The sequence below is a fragment of the Sorangium aterium genome (genome assembly GCF_028368935.1).
Lineage (GTDB): Bacteria > Myxococcota_A > Polyangia > Polyangiales > Polyangiaceae > Sorangium > Sorangium atrum.
The window spans coordinates 1,616,394-1,634,306 of sequence record NZ_JAQNDK010000001.1 but is presented as its reverse complement, the minus strand read 5'-3'; the positions used below and the strand labels follow the sequence as shown (position 1 = coordinate 1,634,306).

Annotated in this window: 7 protein-coding genes; 6 read left to right on the top strand and 1 reads right to left on the bottom strand. The window is 72.1% G+C overall.

The genetic code is table 11. The features are described 5' to 3' along the window. The first annotated feature begins 280 nt into the window (after positions 1-280). The 3 genes from POL72_RS05970 (at position 281) to POL72_RS05960 (ending at position 9,853) form a co-directional block, all read left to right on the top strand. Positions 281-4,156, top strand: coding sequence for a serine/threonine-protein kinase (locus POL72_RS05970; protein WP_272094045.1), 3,876 nt, complete (start codon positions 281-283; stop codon positions 4,154-4,156). 455 nt (positions 4,157-4,611) lie between these two features. Next, positions 4,612-5,892: a WD40 repeat domain-containing protein gene (locus POL72_RS05965; RefSeq protein WP_272094044.1), complete on the top strand. Its 1,281-nt coding sequence runs from the start codon at positions 4,612-4,614 to the stop codon at positions 5,890-5,892. An 85-nt stretch (positions 5,893-5,977) separates the two neighbouring features. Next, positions 5,978-9,853: a serine/threonine-protein kinase gene (locus tag POL72_RS05960; RefSeq protein WP_272094043.1), complete on the top strand. Its 3,876-nt coding sequence runs from the start codon at positions 5,978-5,980 to the stop codon at positions 9,851-9,853. A 96-nt stretch (positions 9,854-9,949) separates the two neighbouring features. On the opposite strand, the gene POL72_RS05955 is transcribed toward POL72_RS05960, so the two are convergent. Next, on the bottom strand, positions 9,950-10,741 hold the full coding sequence (locus POL72_RS05955; RefSeq protein WP_012237759.1) for an OmpA family protein: 792 nt from the start codon (positions 10,739-10,741) through the stop codon (positions 9,950-9,952). 875 nt (positions 10,742-11,616) lie between these two features. On the opposite strand from POL72_RS05955, the gene POL72_RS05950 reads away from it, so the two are divergent. From POL72_RS05950 to alaS, 3 genes are all read left to right on the top strand, one after another. Then, on the top strand, positions 11,617-13,809 hold the full coding sequence (locus tag POL72_RS05950; protein WP_272094042.1) for a TIGR04551 family protein: 2,193 nt from the start codon (positions 11,617-11,619) through the stop codon (positions 13,807-13,809). Positions 13,810-14,110: 301 nt separating this feature from the next. Next, positions 14,111-14,950 (top strand): HEAT repeat domain-containing protein, encoded by an 840-nt coding sequence (locus tag POL72_RS05945; RefSeq protein ID WP_272094041.1) that lies wholly within the window; start codon positions 14,111-14,113, stop codon positions 14,948-14,950. A 179-nt stretch (positions 14,951-15,129) separates the two neighbouring features. Then, a complete protein-coding gene (alaS, locus tag POL72_RS05940; RefSeq protein WP_272094040.1) occupies positions 15,130-17,880 on the top strand; it encodes an alanine--tRNA ligase in 2,751 nt (916 codons plus the stop codon). The last annotated feature ends 33 nt before the right edge of the window (positions 17,881-17,913 follow it).

Sequence of the window (17,913 nt, the reverse complement as noted above, 5' to 3'; positions counted from 1 at the left end):
CCTGTGCCCGTCGCGCGGAGCGCGCCGGACACAGGACGTCAATTGGGCTCAGACAACAGCCCGTGCGCGCGCCGCGCGGCGTGCTCCCTCCGCGAGGGCCTATGGCTTTGCTGTAGGGACGAAAGAGCGCGGCGGCATTTCAGGGCACGTGGACCCCGGGACGTCGAGGGGAACCAACGTTTGGATGATGGAAATCAACCTGCGTTTGTGGTGAGCTGTGCTGGTCGTGCGCGAGAGGTCGGCATTCGGGGGGCTCGCGCGAAGCACCTAAAGAAGGGCGATGCGCGCTTCGGACGTCGTCGGGGATCGGTTCGAGATCGAACGGCTCGCCGGATCCGGCGGGATGGGGGACGTGTACCGTGCGCGGGATCGGCGGTCGGGGGAGGTGGTCGCGCTGAAGGTGCTGCAGAGCGCGAACATACGCGACCTGAGCCGGCTCTCGCGCGAGGCTGAAGCGCTCATCACACTCCGGCTGCCAGGGGTCGTGCAGTATGTGGCGCACGGAATGACCGCCACGGGGCGGCCCTACCTGGCCATGGAGTGGCTCGATGGCATCACCCTGGACGCGAGGCTCGCTCAAGGACCGCTCTCGATTGCCGAAAGCGTGATCCTGGCAGCACGGGTGGCGGCGACGCTCGGCGCAGTCCACAAGCTCGGGATCGTCCACCGCGATCTGAAGCCGAGCAACCTGATGCTGGTGGACGGCGCGGTCGAACGCGCCACGCTGCTCGACTTCGGCATCGCTCGGGATATCCGGCTTGCGCGGAGCCTGACGGCGCCAGGCGCGATCCTCGGCACACCGGGGTACATGGCCCCCGAGCAGGCGCGCGGCGAGCCGTCCGTCGATGCCCGCGCGGATGTATTCGCGCTCGGCTGTATGCTGTTCGAGTGCCTCGCGGGGCGCCCACCGTTCCTTGGCGATAACGCGCTCTCGCTCCTCATGAAGGTCGTCCTGGAAGAGCCGCCGCGGCTCGGGGAGCTCCGCGACGGCGTCCCCGAGCCGCTCGAGCGCCTCGTGGCCCGGATGCTGGCGAAAGAGGCGGCGCAGCGGCCGCGCGACGGCGCCGCCGTCGCTGAGGAGCTCGCAACCCCAGCGCAATCAGGGCTCCGCGTCGGAGCGAGCGGGATGGCGGAGCCGCCCGCTCCGCTCGTGGAGATCACGACGGCAGAGCGCCGGGTCATGTGCGTCATCCTGGCGGCCGACGGCAGCCCGGAGACGGACGCCACGCTCTCGGAGGCCGAGGGCGCGGCGCGGTTGGAGGCGCTGCGCGATATCGCGGTGCGGCACGGCGGGCGCCTCGAGCTCCTCCAGTCGCAGTGGCTGCTCATCGCGCTGTCCGGCGCCGAGGCCCCGACGGATCTCGCCGCGCGCGCGGCTCATTGCGTGCTCGCGCTGCGGGCGGAGCTCGGCGGCTTGCCTATGGCCATCGCCACAGGGCTGGCAGAGGTCGCCGGCCGGCTGCCGGTCGGTGTGCTGATCGATCGCGTCGTTCAGCTTTTCTCGCGGTATGCCCGAGCGGCGGGGTCGGGCATCCGGCTCGACAGCGCGACGGCGGGCTTGCTCGCCAGCCGCTTCGATATAACGCATGAGGCCGAAGGATCCTGGCTGCGGGGCCCGAAGGAGGAGCCGGAGACGATCCCCACGCTCCTCGGTAAGCCAACGCCGTGCGTCGGGCGAGAGCGCGAGCTCGCGCAGCTCTCGACCGAGTGGCGCCATTGTGTGGACGAGCCCACCGCGAGCGCCGTGGTCGTCGTGGGCGCTCCGGGCCTCGGCAAGTCGCGCCTCGCCTGGGAATTCCTCCGCGCCCTCAAGGAGGCCGGCGGCGCGGTCGAGGTCTTGATCGGCAGGGCCGATCCCATGGCTGCCGGCTCCGCGTTCGGCCTCCTCGCTCAGGCGCTCCGCCGCGCCATGGGCATCCTCGATGGCGAGCCGCTCGAGGTGCGGCGGAGCAAGGTGCTCGCCCGGGTCGAGCAGCTCGACAGCCTCGGGGGCAAGGGCGCCCACGTTGCGGCGTTCCTCGGCGAGCTTGTCGGGGCGCCGTTCCCCGACGAGCGCGATGTGCAGCTCCACGCGGCGCGACGGAATTCACTGTTGATGGGCGACCGCCTCCGCGAGGCATTCGAGGATTTCGTGAAGGCCGAGTGCCAGCGGCGGCCGGTGCTGCTCGTGTTGGAGGATCTGCACTGGGGCGACCTGCCCACGGTGACCCTGGTCGACGCCGCGCTCCAGCACGCTGCGGATCTGCCCTTTTTCGTGCTGGCGCTCGCCCGCCCGGAGGTCCACGAGCTGTTCCCGGTGCTCTGGAGCGAGCGCAAGGGCCTTCGGCTCCGCCTCGCGCCGCTGCCTCGGCGCGCGAGCGAGCGGCTCGTGCGCGAGGTGCTCGGCGACGGCGTGGGCGAGGGTCAAGTGGACGAGCTGCTGGCGCGCGCCGAGGGCAACGCGTTCGTGTTGGAGGAGCAGATCCGCGCGGTCGCTGAGGGCCGGGGCGAGGGCATGCCCGAGACGGCGCTTGCGATGGTGCAGGCGCGGCTCGAGGCGCTGGGCATCGAGGAGCGCCGCGTGCTGCGCGCGGCGAGCGTCTTCGGGGAGACGTTCTGGGACGGCGGGGTTGCAGCCCTCGTGGGCGGCGTGCCCGTTGCGCGGCGGCTTGCCGAGCTCGCGCGGCGGGAGCTCATCGTGCGACGGTACGACGCGCGAATCGCGGGCGAGGTGGAGTATGGGTTCCGGCACGCGCTGGTGCGGGAAGCCGCATATGGCACGCTCACCGAGCGCGACCGCCGCGTCGGCCACGGCCTCGCAGGCGACTGGCTAAACCGCGCCGGCGGCGCGGACGCGATGTCGCTGGCCGAGCATTTCGAGATCGGTGGCGCGCAGGCGCGGGCGGCGGAGGCGTACCTTCGCGCGGCCGAGGAGGCGCTCCGGGGCGGCGATCTCGGTGCGGCGATCGTGCGGGCCGACCGGGGTATCGGCTGCGGCGCTGCAGGGGACACCGCCGGCAGGCTCCGGCGTGTCCAGGCGGAGGCACATGTCTGGCGCGGGGAGCTCATGCTCGCCGTGGAGCGGGGGAGTGAGGCGTTAGCCCAGGTGGAGCGCGGCTCGGCCGCATGGTTCTCGGCCATTACCCCCATGGTATGGGCCGCATTCAAACTGGGTCGACTGGACGATGTCGACCGCTGGATGACCGAAGCGGCGAACGTGGTTGCTCGCGACGACGTGCAGGGCGCAAAGCTCCGCTGCCTGTCTGCCGGCGCGGCCAATCTGACGCTGGCCGGACGGTACGCCGAAGGCGCCGCGCTGCTCGATCTCGTAGAGCGCGCTCTCGCGAATGTGGAAGCGCGAGATCTCGAGGTGGTCGCGCACCTCAACGACGCGCGCTCGGCCTACGCGGTCTGCACTGGTAATCTGGGCGCCGGCGCTGCCAGTCTGGAGGCCGCGTTGCTCGCCTTCGAGCAAGCCGGCGACCACCGCAATGCATGCAGTGCTCGCACAAACTTGGGTTCCATCTACGCGGAGATCGGTGATTTCGAGAGGGCGGAGCCCTTGATACGCATAGGATTGGCGGAGGCTGACCGGATGCACCTGCACGAGCTGAAGCTCGGCATCGAGAACATCCTCGCGCAGGTGCTCGCGGCTCGTGGTCAGCTCGCCGACGGGCGGGGGCTCGCCGAGTCTGTGGTCACGTCGAGCCGGCGAGCGGGCATGGTGCGACAGGAGCTATGTGCGCACTGTTACCTCGCGAAGATCGCCTTCGCCATGGGCGATTTCGAGGCCGCCGAGCGCGCCGGGCGCGCCGCGGTGGTGCTCACGCAGAGCGCACCGACGCTCGCCGTACAGGCCACTGCTGTACTTGCGCGCGCGTTGCTCGGGCTCGGGCGAATCGACGAAGCGATGCAGGCTGCCGCCGGGGCGAGCTCGCGGCTGGCAGAGTTCGGCACCGTGGAAGAAGGCGAGTCGCTCGTCCGCCTGACCTACGCCGAGGCGCTCGCCGCGAGCGGCAGACACGCCGAGGCCGCCGCCGCGATCGCGTCAGCCAGGGCCGCGCTGCTCGCGCGCGCCGAGAAGCTCAGCGATCCGACCTGGCGCGAGCGCTTCCTCCGCGACGTGCCGGACAACGCCCGCACGCTCGAGCTCGCGCGGCGGTGGCTCGGCGGGTGAGCGATCGGGGCTGACCGAGACGGATGCGCCCTGCTCACAGGCCATGTCCCGGTGCACCACGAACGTCATCGGAGCGCCAGCGGTTGACGTTGAGGCCAAGCGAGGTGCGCACCGCGGGGCCCGGGTGCTGACCACGCGGCCATCAGGACATGCGCGGTGACCGTCTGGATGACTCCGGGGGCCATCAGGACATCCTCGGGGCCATCAGGACATCTTCGGGGCCATCAGGACATGCCAGCCTCCCATCAGGACATGCGCGGCCGCCATCAGGACACGCCGGTGCCCATCAGGACATGCCAGCCTCCCATCAGGACACTTTGCGCGTGCCTTTGCGCGTGATTCCGTGCCGCACGGCGCATGCCGCGCGCGTCATCTGGTCCCGCGCGGCCGGCGTCGGGTGGCGCGCGTTCGCCGGCGGGAACGCCGGTGTCGTGGTGTGGAATGGGCGACAGGCCGTGACAGCCAGGTACGACGCCGCGAGCGCGGTGGCGTTGCCTGGCGGCCTCCTCGCGCTCGGCGGCGAGGGCGAGGTGACGCTGCTCCAGCCCGGCGGCGCGCTCGAACGCCTCGGCGCGCTGGAGCGCTGGGTGTACGGGCTCGCGCTGAGCCCGCGGCGCGATCTGCTGCTCGCCGGAGACGCCGCCGGCAGCGCCCGCGTCTTCCGCCTCGCCGACAGGTCGCTGCGGTGTGAGCTGAAGCGATCGGCGGGCATCTCCGCCGCTGCGTTCGATCCCACCGGGACCTGGTTCGCGGTGGCCGGCGACGATGGCTCGATCGCGCTGGCCAGGGTCGCGGACTGCACGGGCGTGGATCGCCAGCTCGCCGTGCGGCAGCTCGGGATCCCGCAGCGGCGGATGCGCAGCGTCGCGGCGGGGCAAGCCGTGCTCGTCGGAGACGGCGCCGGCAACGTCAGCGCGTGGTCGACGGCCACATGGTCGCTCGCGGGCCGGTGGTCCGCCCACGCGGGCGAGGTGACCGCGCTGGCCGCGCTTCCCGATGGTGGCTGGGTCTCCGGGGGTCTCGATCATGCCGTCGTCGCGATGTCGGGCGTCTCCAGCGCTCCCCCTCGTCGGATTGGCCAGCTGCGCAACTTCCCCTGGGCGCTTCGCCCCAGCCCTGACGGCATGTCCGTCCTGTCGGCCGATGCCGCAGGGGATCTGACGCTCCTGCCGCTCGGCGAGGGCGGGGCGCCGGCCACGCTGCTCTCCGAGCGGCGGCCGCTCTATGCCCTCGCCGTGGCCCCCGGCCGTCCTGAAGTGGTCGTCGCCGGGATGACGGGACGAGTGCTCCGGGTGAGCCTCGTCCAGGCGGAAGACCGGAACGCATCCTGGCCACGGGCCACCATGCTCCGAGAGAGCGTGATGGCGCTGGCCTACAGCCCCGACGGCCGCTGGCTCGCCGAGGCCGGCACCGACGGCACCGTGGCGCTCCGCGACGCCGAGCCCGGCGACGCCCCGCCCCGCCGCTTCGAGGGGCTCGAACGTCAGGTCCACGCCCTGGTCCTCACGCCCGAGCACCTCTGGGCCGGCGGTGACGATGAAGCGCTCGTCCGCTGGCCGATTCACGCCGGCGCCGCCGCAGCGCCGCTCCGCATCGAGGAGCACGCGCCCATCCACTCCATCGCCGCCACCCCCGACGCGCGAATGTCTCCGGACGCCCGGGCACCAGAACGCGTCGTGGTCGTTCTGCGATCCAGGTGTCGAGATAGACCACACATCGGAATGATCGTATTGTAGATCACATATGGCTCCTGGCGGGGCGCCGTGATCCTGCGGGGGAGGGCCGCCGCCAGAGGCCCGTGTGAACGACATCGCAGACGCAATGCGCGATTTGGACGTGGTCGAGGAAAGGTTCGAGATCGAGCGGTTCGCCGGAAGCGGCGGGATGGGGGACGTCTATCGCGCGCGTGACCGGCGGTCGGGGGAGGCGGTCGCGCTGAAGGTGCTGCAAGGCGCGAGCGCGAGCGATCTGCGCCGGTTCGCGCGGGAGGCGGAGGTGCTCGTCGCGCTCCGGCTGCCAGGGGTCGTGCGGTACGTGGCGCACGGGACGACCGCCGCAGGACAGCCGTACCTGGCGATGGAATGGCTCGACGGCGTCACCCTGGAGCAGCGGCTCGCCCAAGGACCGCTTTCGATCGCCGAGGGCGTGACGCTGGCGGCGCAGGTGGCGGCGACGCTCGGCGCGATCCACCAGCAGGGCATCGTCCACCGCGACCTGAAGCCGAGCAACCTGATGCTGGTGGGCGGTGCTGTGGAGCGAGCCACGCTGCTCGACTTCGGCATCGCGCGCGAGCTCTGGCTCACGCGGAGCCTGACGGCGCCCGGAGCGATCCTCGGGACGCCCGGGTACATGGCCCCCGAGCAGGTGAGCGGCGAGGCGCCGGTGGACGCCCGCGCGGATGTGTTCGCGCTCGGGTGCATCCTGTTCGAGTGCCTCACGGGGCGCCGGCCGTTCCTGGGCGACAACCTGCTGTCGCTCCTCGTGAAGGTCGTGCTGGAAGAGCCGCCGCGGCTCGGGGAGCTGCGCGACGGCATCCCCGAGCCGCTCGAGCGCCTCGTGGCCCGGATGCTGGCGAAGTCGGCGGCGCACCGGCCGAGCGACGGCGCCGCCGTCGCGGCGGAGCTCGCCGCCTTCGCCGGCGAGGGGCTCGCCGCAGGAGGGGGCGCGATCGCGGCGCCGCGCGCGCCTGGCGAGGAGATCACGACGTCGGAGCGGCGGGTCATGTGCGTCATCCTGGCCGCCCATGGCAGCGAGGAGACCGACGCCACGCTGGCGGAGGCCGATGGGATCGCGCAGGCCCAGGCGCTGCGGGACCTCGCGGCGCGCCACGGGGGGAGCCTCGATTTCCTGCAGTCGAAGTGGCTGCTCATCGCGCTGTCGGGCGCCGAGTCTCCGACGGACCTCGCGGTGCGAGCGGCCCATTGCGCGCTCGCGCTCCGGACGGTGGTCGGCGGCGCACCCGTGGCGGTGGCGACGGGGCTGGCGGAGATCGAGGGGAGGCTGCCTGTCGGCGAGCTCGTCGATCGCGTGGCCCAGCTGATCGTCGGGCGCGACGGCCCGCCGTCCGGGGGAATCCGGCTCGACAGCGCGACGGCGAGCCTGCTCGCGAGCCGCTTCGAGACCGTCCAGGGCCCGGAGGGGTGCTGGCTGCGGGGCCGGAAGGAGGAGCCGGACACGGTGCCGAGGCTGCTCGGGAAGCCGACGCCGTGCGTGGGGCGCGAGCGCGAGCTCTCGCAGCTCGCGGCCGAGTGGCGCCATTGCGTGGACGAGCCGACCGCGAGCGCGGTGGTCGTCGTTGGCGCGGCGGGCATGGGCAAGTCGCGCCTCGCCTGGGAGTTCCTCCGCGCCGTCGAGGAGCAGCGCGAGGCCGCCGAGGTCTGGATCGGCAGGGCCGATCCCATGGCGGCCGGCTCGGCGTTCGGCTTGCTCGCCCAGGCGCTCCGCCGCGCCATGGGGCTGCTCGACGGCGAGTCGCTGGAGGTGCGGCGGAGCAAGGTGCTGGCCCGGGTCGAACGGCTCGACGGGCTCGGGAGCACGGGGCCGCACGTCGCGGCGTTCCTCGGCGAGCTGGTGGGGGCGCCCTTTCCTGACGAGGGCGATGTGCAGCTGCAGGCGGCGCGCCAGAGCCCGGTGCTGATGGGCGACCGGATCCGCCAGGCGTTCGAGGACTTCGTTCGGGCCGAGTGCCAGCGGCAGCCGGTGCTGCTGGTGCTGGAGGATCTGCACTGGGGCGACCTGCCGACGGTGCGGCTGATCGACGCGGCGCTCCAGCACGCGAGGGACCTCCCGCTGCTGGTGCTGGCGCTCGCGCGCCCCGAGGTGGACGAGCTGTTTCCAGAGCTGTGGCGCCAGCGGGTCGGGCTCCGGCTGCGGCTCGCGCCGCTGCCCCGGCGCGCGAGCGAGCGGCTGGTGCGGCAGGTGCTCGGCGACGGCGTGAGCGCTGCGCAGGTGGACGAACTGCTTGCGCGCGCCGAGGGCAACGCGTTCGTGCTGGAGGAGCACATCCGCGCGGTGGCCGAGGGCCGCGGCGAGGGGATGCCGGAGACGGCGCTGGCGATGGTGCAGGCGCGGCTGGAGGCGCTGGGCGTGGAGGAGCGGCGGGTGCTGCGCGCGGCGAGCGTGTTCGGCGAGACGTCGTGGGAAGGCGCGGTGGCGGCCCTGGTGGGCGGCGCGCCGGTGGCGCAGCCGCTCGCGGAGCTCGGGCGGCGCGAGCTCCTGGTGCGGCGGCGCGAGGCGCGCATCGCGGGCGAGGTGGAGTACGAGTTCCGGCACGCGCTGGTGCGGGAGGCCGCCTACGGCATGCTGACCGAGCGCGATCGCCGCGTCGGGCACGGCCTTGCGGGCGACTGGCTGGCGCGGGCCGGCGGGGCGGACGCCATGGCGTTGGCGGAGCACTTCGAGCTCGGCGGCGCGCCGGCGCGGGCGGCGGAGGCGTACCTGCGCGCGGCGGAGGAGGCGCTCCGGGGTGGCGATCTCGACGCGGCGATCGCGCGGGCCGAGCGGGGTATCGGCTGCGGCGCGGCCGGGGACGCCGCGGGCAGGCTCCGCCACATCCAGGCGGAAGCCCATGTGTGGCGCGGCGATCTCGCGCTCTCCGCGGAGCGGGGGAGCGAGGCGCTGGGCCTGGTGGAGCGCGGCTCGGCCGCATGGTTCTCGGCCATCATCCCCCTCGTATGGGCCACGTCGAAGCTGGGTCGACTGGACGTCGTCGCTCGCGTGACGACCGAGGCGGTGGACGTGGCCGCCTCCGGGGACGCGCAGGACGCGAAGCTCCGCTGCCTGTCCGCAGGCGCGAGCGCGCTGGCGCTGGGCGGGCGGTACGCCGAGGGCGCCGCGTTGCTCGATGTGGTCCAGCGCGCCCTCGCGAGCGCGGAGACGAGGGATCTCGAGGTGGTCGCGCACCTCCACGACGCGCGCGCGGCCTATGAGATGTGCAGAGGCGACCTGGGCTCCTGTGCAGGCAGCCAGGAAGCCGCGTTGCTCGCCTTCGAGCAGGCCGGCGATCATCGCAACGCGCTCAGCGCCCGGGCGAGCCTGGGCGCCGTGTGCATGGAGCTCGGCGACTTCGAGACGGCCCAGTCGATGCTGCGGGCAGCCCTGGAGGCCGCCGACCGGATGCACCTGGACGAGCTGAAGGTCTCTGGGCAGGCCAACCTCGCGCAGGTCCTCGGGTACCGTGGTCAGCTCGCCGAAGGGCGGGCGCTCGCCGAGGAGGCGGTCGCGTCGAGCCAGGGGGCGGGCATGGTGCGCACGGAGCTCTTCGCTCGCTGCTACCTGGCGAAGATCGCCCTGGCCATGGGCGATTCCGAGGCCGCCGAGCGCGAGGCGCGCGCCGCCATCGCGCTCTTCGAGAGCGCGCCGACCCTGGGCGTGCAGGCATTTTCCATCCTCGCTCGCGTGCTGCTCGGGCTCGGGCGCACCGACGAGGCGATGCGGGCTGCCGCCGAGGCGAGCGCGCGGTTGGCAGAGTTTGGCACGCTGGAAGAGGGGGAGTCGCTCGTCCGCTTGACCTACGCCGAGGCGCTCGCCGCGAGCGGGCGGCGCGCCGAGGCCGAGGTCGCGATCGCGTCGGCCAGGACGGCGCTGCTCGCGCGCGCCGAGCAGCTCAGCGATCCGACCTGGCGCGAGCGCTTCCTCCGCGACGTGCCGGACAACGCCTGCACGCTCGAGCTCGCGCGGCAGTGGCTTGGCGGCTGAGCCACTGCCGCGAGCGCGCCGAACGACGCGGGTGAGCCCGTGGCGCACGAAGCGGCACGCCGCTGCCGGCGTCACGGGCCCGTCTTTTGCGGGCGCTTACTTCGTGGCGAGCTTCGTCAGGTCGAGCATTTCGTCGACGTCCGGGAGCACGATCAGGTCGCACCGGCGGTTCTTCTGCTTGCCGGCCGGCGTGTTGTTGCTCGCGATGGGGTCCGTGTCCGCGAACCCTGCCGCGCTCCAGTGCCTCGTCGGCAGCTGGCCCTCCTTGCCGATCAAGAACAGCAGCACGGCCCGGGCGCGCATCAGCGACAGCCCCCAGTTGTCCTGGAACGGGCCGCTCTTGTACGGCTGGCTGTCGGTGTGCCCGGCGACCTGGTAGTCGCGGTCCACGAGCGACTTGTCGCCCCGGATGACGTCCGAGATCTTCTTCAGGATCTGCTGGCCGTCCTTGCTCAGCGTGTCCTTGCCCGAGTCGAACAGGACGTCTCCGGGCAGCGAGATGACCATCCGGTTCCTGCGGACCTGGACCTCCAGGCCGAGCTTGACGAGCTCCTCGAGCTTCTTCCGGAGCAGGTCGAACCGCGCCTGGATCGCCTCGAGCTGCTTCGCGCGCGCCTTGTACTCGGCCAGCGCCTTCTCGCGGTCCTCCAGCGTCGAGCTCATCTTCGAGATGTCGGCGCCCTGGTCCGCGAGCTTCTTCTCGAGCTCCTCGACGCGCTGCTTCGCGTCGGCGAGCTCCTTCTCGAGCTCGGCCTCCCTCTTCTGGCTCCGGTTCTGGAGCTGGTTGTACTTGTCGAGCTGCGACTTCCACTCCTGCTCGGAGTGGCCGCAGCCCGCGGCGAGCAGCGACGACAGCGCGAGGGGTAGTGCAATGAGTGTCCGGTTCATGAGCGCTTTCTCCATGGCTCCGTCGGCGGGAGCGGGATGCTGCGGGCGAGAGCGTCGCTCAGCTCGGGCGAGAGATCCAGAGGGGAGGACGGCGAGATCCGCCCGTCCGCGTGGCCGTGCGCTGCGGGTGGGGAGGGATCGGGGCTTCGGCGGCGCAGGCGAGAGCGGCGGCGCTGCCGGAGGCGATGGCGCGGTGGCCGCGGGCGTTGCTGGCGTCCGTTGCGGCTCCTTCGGCGAGTGCACGAGGATGAACTCGACGCGCCGGTGCTTCTGGCGTCCCAGGGCGCTCTTGTTGTTGCCGACCCCGACCGAGGTTGAGGCGGCCCCGGCCCCGCCACCCCGACCGAGGTTGAGGTGGCCGACCCCGACCGAGGTTGAGGCGGCCCCGGCCCCGCCACCCCGACCGAGGTTGAGGTAGCCGACCCCGACCGAGGTTGAGGCGGCCCCGGCCCCGCCACCCCGACCGAGGTTGAGGTGGCCGACCCCGACCGAGGTTGAGGCGGCCGCCACCCCGACCGAGGTTGAGGTGGCCGAGGTTGAGGCGGCCTCGCCACCCCGACCGAGGTTGAGGTGGCCGCCACCCCCGACCGAGGTTGAGGCGGCCCCGCCAGCCGACCGAGGTTGAGGTGGCCGCCACCCCGACCGAGGTTGAGGCGGCCCCGCCAGCCGACCGAGGTTGAGGTGGCCGGTGGCCCCTGCTTCGGTGCGTCCCGGGTGTGTATCCGTGACCGGCTTCCAGGGCTCGGGGCCGAGCGGTGCCTTGACCACACAGGCCGGGCGTGAGACATCGGCCCCCGGCCTCCGGGCCACCGAGAGCTCGGATCTTCAACCTCTTCCTGCGCGCGGGGCGAAAACGCGCGAACGAAACCAAGCAGATGCCCATCTCGTCGCGGTCTCCGGGTACGTCGTGCCGCCCTGGCACCCCTCGCCGTCGCCTCCGGTCGGGCCTCGCGCTCGCGCTCGTGCTGGGCGCGTCTTCCGCGTCCGCCCAGCCGGCACGCCGGCCGGCCCAGCCGCCGGCGGCCCCAGCGCAGCCGCCCGCCGGGCAGGCGGGCGCCCCCGCTGCGCAGCCCGCCGCTCCGGCCCAGCCCGGTGCAGCGCCCGCCGCGCCGGCCCAGCCCGCCGCGCCGGTCCAGCCCGGCGCCGCGCCGGCCGGCGCCGAGACGCCCGAACCCCCGGCGGCGCGCGAGCCGCTCCTGCCGCCGGCCGACACGGCCGCTCCCTCCGCGCCGCAGCCGGTCGCGCCGGCCGCCTCGGAGGGGCCCGCAGCCGCTGCGGCGGCCGAGCAGCCCGAGCGGCAGGCGATCCAGGCCGAGATCGGCGCCCGGCCCAGCGAGGTCTACGCCGAGGACTGGTGGTCCCACGCGCGACCGACGTTCGAGTTCCACGGCTACTACCGGCTCCGTTGGGAGCTCTTCAACAGCTTCGCCCTCGGCCGCATCGACCCGCGCAATCGCGCGCTCTGGCCGCAGCCGGCCGACAACTCCTACAAGGGGAGCGTGCTCTCGCTCTGCAACCCGAGCGAGACCACGAGCGGCGGCACCCGCTCGTTCGACGCATGCAAGAACGATACCCAGGCCGGCGCGAACATGCGTTTCCGGCTCAACCCCGAGCTGCACATCAGCGACAACCTGCGCATCCTCACGCAGGTCGATCTCCTCGACAACGTGGTGCTCGGCTCGACCCCGGAGGGCTACGCGAACCAGCCGGCGGCGGGCGGCGGCTACCAGGTCGCCCGCCGGGGCGGCTACTCGCCGCTCGGGGCCTTCTCCAGCACCCAGTGGGCGCCCAGCGCCGGCGTCAACTCGACGAAAGACTCGATCTCCGTCAAGCGGATCTGGGGAGAGTACATGACCCCCGTCGGTCTCCTCCGCTTCGGCCGCATGCCGAACCACTGGGGCCTCGGTATGGTGGCGAACAGCGGTGATGGGTACGACTCCGACTACCAGTCGACCGTCGACCGGCTGATGTTCGTCACGGGCATCAAGAAATACGACATCTACTTCGCCGGCGCGTGGGACTGGGCCAACGAGGGCGCGACGAGCGCCTCGCTCCAGGACCTCGAGGGCCAGCCGTACGACCTCGCCCAGTCCGATGACGTCAATCAGTACGTGTTCGTCGCCGTCCGCCGCAAGAATCCCGAGCTCCAGAAGCTCGAGCTCGCCCGCGGCAACATGGTCATGAACGGCGGCGTCTACTTCGCTTACCGGCAGCAGACGCTGGCGAACGACGTCACCGCCGGCGACACGAACGCCGAGCTGTCCGCGTCGCTCGGCCAGAGCGCCGACAACGTCGCGGCGGGGTACGTGCATCGGGGTGCGGAGATGGTCATCCCCGACGTGTGGCTCCAGCTCCTTTACAAGAAGTTCCGCTTCGAGCTCGAGGCGGCGATGATCTATGGATCCCTCGACCTGCGCGGGCAGGACGAGAGCGATTATGCGAACGTCCTCTCGCCGAAGGACACAGGCTGGGGCATCCGGCAGTTCGGGCTCGCCACGCAGGCCGAGCTCACCGAGATGGAGGGCCGGCTGCGCGTCCACTTCGGCTTCGGGTACGCGAGCGGCGACGACGACGCGCCCGCCCTCAAGCCGCAGGGGACGCAGCTCGGGGCCATGGATCCCCAGAACTCGACCGATCGTACCTACTCGACATTCCGCTTCCACCCCGATTACCGGGTCGACCAGATCCTCTTCAGGAACATCCTCTCTCGGGTCCAGGGGGCGTATTATTTCCGCCCTGGCGTCGACTGGGACTTCGCCCGCGACAAGAACGGCCAGCGCGCCGGCCTCGGCGCCGCGGCCATCTGGAGCCGCGCCTCCGAGTTCCTCCAGGCTCCCGGCAACTCCCGGGATCTCGGCATCGAGCTGAACGCGCAGCTGTACTTCCAGTCCAAGGACGGGACGCTCAACGACGACCCCGACAAGATGGGCGGCTTCTACACGGCGGTGCAGTACGGCGTGCTGTTTCCTCTCGGCGGGCTCGGCCAGCTCAGGGGTGAAGACACGGTCCAGAAGATCGATCTCGAGACCGCACAGACGGTGCGCTGGTATCTCGGTATCCTCTTCTGAGCCGGACCCGCCGGCGCTCAGCCAGCCTCGCGCGTCGCCGCGTGTCTGGAAATGAACGCTCGGGGCGGCGAATCGGTGCGAGACGGCGCGAAACCGTGCGAAACGGCGCGAGACGGCGCGAAACGGCGACGTCGTCGCTCTCGTCATGAGTCCTGCATGAGCCATCCGGGGCCAAACAGCCCTTGATCTCGCGACCGTCCTGGCCAAGGATAGGATTGTCTGGACGCCAGCGCGTCGCGATACTTCCGTGGTTCACCGAGGAGAACGGGTGGCGCGAGCCGCCGTTCTCCGGAGGGACGTGATGGTTCGTCGTCTCTTCATTGCGATGTTCTTGGCGGCGTCGATGGTGCTCGGGTCGACCGCCCTGTCCGTCGCCCAGGACGCAGACACGTCCGCTTTCCGCGACATCGCGGTCGGCAAGGACTACCGGCTCCGTGTCGCGGCGGCGCTGTCGCTCAGCAGGTCGAAGAGCCCCGGCGCGCGGCCTGCCCTCGAGAAGGCGCTCAGGGACCCGCACCCGGCGGTGCGCGCGTCGGCCGCGGCGGCGCTCGGCGCGATGGGCAACCCCGCGGCGGTCCCGGCGCTCAAGGCGGCGCTCAACCTCGAGCCTGCCCCGAACCTCAAGCGCCCGATCGAGGCCGCCATCGAGAAGCTGTCGCGCTCGTCGTCCAAGGCGCGCTTCCTTGTCAGCCTCGGCAAGTTCGAGAACCGCTCCGGCGTGAAGGACGCGAAGCTCGGATCGCAGCTGAGGCAGCAGACGCGCAACCGCGTGGCGCAGTTCGCCGACATCGAGATCGTGGCCGACGGCACGGACGTGGCCGCTGAAGGCAAGAGCCGCAAGCTGCCGGCCTTCACGCTGGACGGCTCGGTCATCCACCTGAGCAAGCGCCATGGGGCGGAGGGGGTCGGCTTCGCCGCGAAGGTCGAGTACGTGATCCGCGAGATGCCGAGCCAGACGCTGAAGGGCTCGATGACCGGCTCGGCCCAGGCGCTCGCCGAGGCGAAGCGCGCCCAGGGCCTGAGGGAGCTCGCCCAGCTGCAGAGCGACGCCGTCGCCGGCGCGATCGAGAGCGCGCTCCAGAGGGCTCCGCTCGCCCTCGAGGCCGCCTCGGGCAGCAGCGTCGTCGCCTCCGGCCGCTGACCCGGCGGGTCCGGCCTCGCCGGCGTGAGCCAGCGCGCCACCGTGCCCGGCGCGAGCCGGCTCGCAACCCGACCCGGCGCACACCGGCCCGGCGCGCGCGTCTTCCGCGGCGGGCGTCGCGGGCGCGCGTCGAGCAGGCGGAAGCCGCTCTCCGGTCGTGCTAGACCGCGCGTCCTCCTATGTCCATCGCAACGCCTGCCAGCTCCGACCTGCTCCGCCGCACATTCCTCGAGTTCTTCGCCCAGCGCGGGCACGAGATCGTCCCGAGCGCGCCGCTCGTGCCCCAGAACGATCCGACGCTGATGTTCGTGAACGCGGGCATGGTGCAGTTCAAGGACGTCTTCACGGGCAAGGACAGGCGCCCGTACCAGCGCGCCACCTCGAGCCAGAAGTGCATCCGGATCAGCGGCAAGCACAACGATCTCGAGAACGTCGGCGTCACCGCGCGCCACCAGACGTTCTTCGAGATGCTCGGCAACTTCAGCTTTGGCGACTACTTCAAGGAAGACGCGATCGCCTTCGCCTGGGAGCTCCTGACGAAGGTCTACGATATCTCGCCGTCGCGGCTCGTGGTCACCATCTACAACGGCGAGGGGGGCTTCCCGGCCGACGATGAAGCCGCGGCGATCTGGCGCAAGGTCACGGGCTTCGGCGACGACCGGATCCTCCGGCTCGGCCTGGCCGACAACTTCTGGACGATGGGCGACGTCGGCCCGTGCGGCCCCTGCTCGGAGATCCACTTCTTCCACGGGAAGGAGCCCGACGTCGCGCGCTTCGGCGAGGAGCCGCGCATCGACGGCACGGGCTGGACCGAGATCTGGAACAACGTGTTCATGCAGTACGAGCGCGTCGAGAAGGACGGCCCGCTCGTGCCGCTGCCGGCGCCGAGCATCGACACGGGCATGGGCCTGGAGCGGCTCGCGAGCGTGCTCCAGGGCGTGACCTCGAACTACGACACGGACCTGCTCCGCGGGCTCGTCGACAAGGCGGCCGAGCTCAGCGGCAAGCCGTACACGGGGGGCAGCGCCGACGACGACGTGTCGATGCGGGTCATCGCGGATCACGCACGGACAGCCGCGTTCCTGATCGCCGAGGGGGTGATGCCCGAGCGGCAGCGGCGCGAGTACGTGCTCCGCCGGGTGATGCGCCGCGCGATCCGCCACGGGCACCGGCTCGGGATCGATCGGCCGTTCCTGCACGAGGTCGCGCTCGAGGTGGTCCGGCGGATGGGCGAGACGTACCCCGAGCTCCGCGACCGGCGAGAGCTCATCGCCCGCGTCACCGAGGACGAGGAGGTCCGCTTCCGCTCCACGCTGAAGCGCGGGATGAAGATCCTCGATGAGCGCTTCGACGAGATGCGCTCGTCCGGCGAGCGGACGCTCCCGTCCGCCGCCGCGGCCGATCTCTACACCACCTATGGCTTCCCGCTCGATCTGACCCAGGTCATCTGCGCCGAGTCGAACTTCGGCGTCGACGTCCAGGGGGCCGAGGCGATCATCAAGGGCGCCGGCGAGGCGGACGGCCCGATCGATCCGACCGCCGCGGTGGACCCGGCGCACCGCGAGGCCCGCGCCAAGCTCGCGCAGCCGGTGGTGTTCACGGGCTACGAGCACGAGGAGGGCGACAGCGAGATCGTCGCGATCGTCCGGGTTGAGGTCCAGGGCGAAGGCGACCGGGCGCGCAAGGTCCGCGCGCTCGTCGAGCGCGCGGAGGCCGGGGCGACGGTCGAGATCGTCGTGCGCGAGACGCCGTTCTACGCCGAGTCGGGCGGCCAGGTGGGCGACGTCGGCGAGGTGACGGCGGACGGGGCGCGCGTCGAGGTGAAGGACACGCAGAAGCCGCTCGCCGGGCTGGTCGTTCACGAGGGCGTGGTCAGCGAGGGGGCGATCGCCGTGGGGCAGCGCGTCCACCTGGCGGTGGACCACGCGGCGCGGTCGGCGACGCGGCGCAACCACTCGGCCACGCACGTCCTGCACTGGGCGCTGCGCAAGGTGCTCGGCGAGCACGCGCAGCAGAAGGGCTCGCGGGTCGGCCCGGACGTCCTCCGCTTCGACTTCACGCAGAACCGGCCCCTCACCCGCGAGGAGATCTCGCGGATCGAGGATCTGGTGAACGAGAAGGTCCTGACGAACGCGAAGGTGACGACCGAGATCCTGCCGATGGACGAGGCGCGGCGGCGGGGCGCGATGGCGATCTTCGAGGAGAAGTACGGCGACACGGTGCGGATGCTCACGATGACGCCCGAGGTGGTGGAGCTCTGCGGCGGCACGCACGCGTGCGCGCTGGGGGACATCGGGCTGTTCAAGATCACGAGCGAGGGCGGCGTGGCCGCGGGCGTGCGGCGGATCCTCGCGTCGACGGGGCTGAACGCGCTCGCGTACACGCGGGGCGTCGAGGCCGAGCTCGCCCGGGCGCGCCAGGTCGCGAAGGCGCAGGGCGGCGATCTCGCCGAGAAGATCGGGAAGATCGTGGCGCACGAGCGGGAGCTCGAGAAGAAGGTCACCGAGCTCGAGCGGCGGATCCTGGAGGGGGCGGGCCCCGCGCAGGGCGGCGGCGGCGGCATCGACGCGATGCTGGACGGCGCCCGGGAGATCGGCGGGATCAAGGTGCTCGCGCGCCGGGTGCCGGACGGCACCAACCCCGGCGCGCTGCGCGATCTCGCGGAGAAGCTGCGCGACAAGCTCGGCGATCGCTCGGCGGTGCTGCTCGGCGCGGTCGTGGGCGACAAGGCGCAGCTCGCCGTGATGCTCTCGAAGTCGGCGACCGAGCGGCTCAAGGCCGGCGAGCTCATCAAGCCGATCGCCCGCATCGTGGGCGGCTCCGGCGGCGGCCGCCCGGACATGGCGCAGGCCGGCGGGACCGACGTGGCGCAGCTCGACGCGGCGATCGCGGCGCTCTACGCCGAGGTCGAGCGGACTCTCGCCTCGTAGCGCGCGCTGCCCGCGCCCCGCCGGGACAGTCGT

Bases quoted from the DNA above. Each gene is read 5' to 3' on its own strand.
- POL72_RS05970 (WP_272094045.1), top strand. From the start codon at position 281: ATGCGCGCTTCGGACGTCGTCGGGGATCGGTTCGAGATCGAACGGCTC.
- POL72_RS05960 (WP_272094043.1), top strand. From the start codon at position 5,978: ATGCGCGATTTGGACGTGGTCGAGGAAAGGTTCGAGATCGAGCGGTTC.
- POL72_RS05955 (WP_012237759.1), bottom strand. From the start codon at position 10,741: ATGAACCGGACACTCATTGCACTACCCCTCGCGCTGTCGTCGCTGCTC.
- POL72_RS05950 (WP_272094042.1), top strand. From the start codon at position 11,617: ATGCCCATCTCGTCGCGGTCTCCGGGTACGTCGTGCCGCCCTGGCACC.
- POL72_RS05945 (WP_272094041.1), top strand. From the start codon at position 14,111: ATGGTTCGTCGTCTCTTCATTGCGATGTTCTTGGCGGCGTCGATGGTG.
- alaS (WP_272094040.1), top strand. From the start codon at position 15,130: ATGTCCATCGCAACGCCTGCCAGCTCCGACCTGCTCCGCCGCACATTC.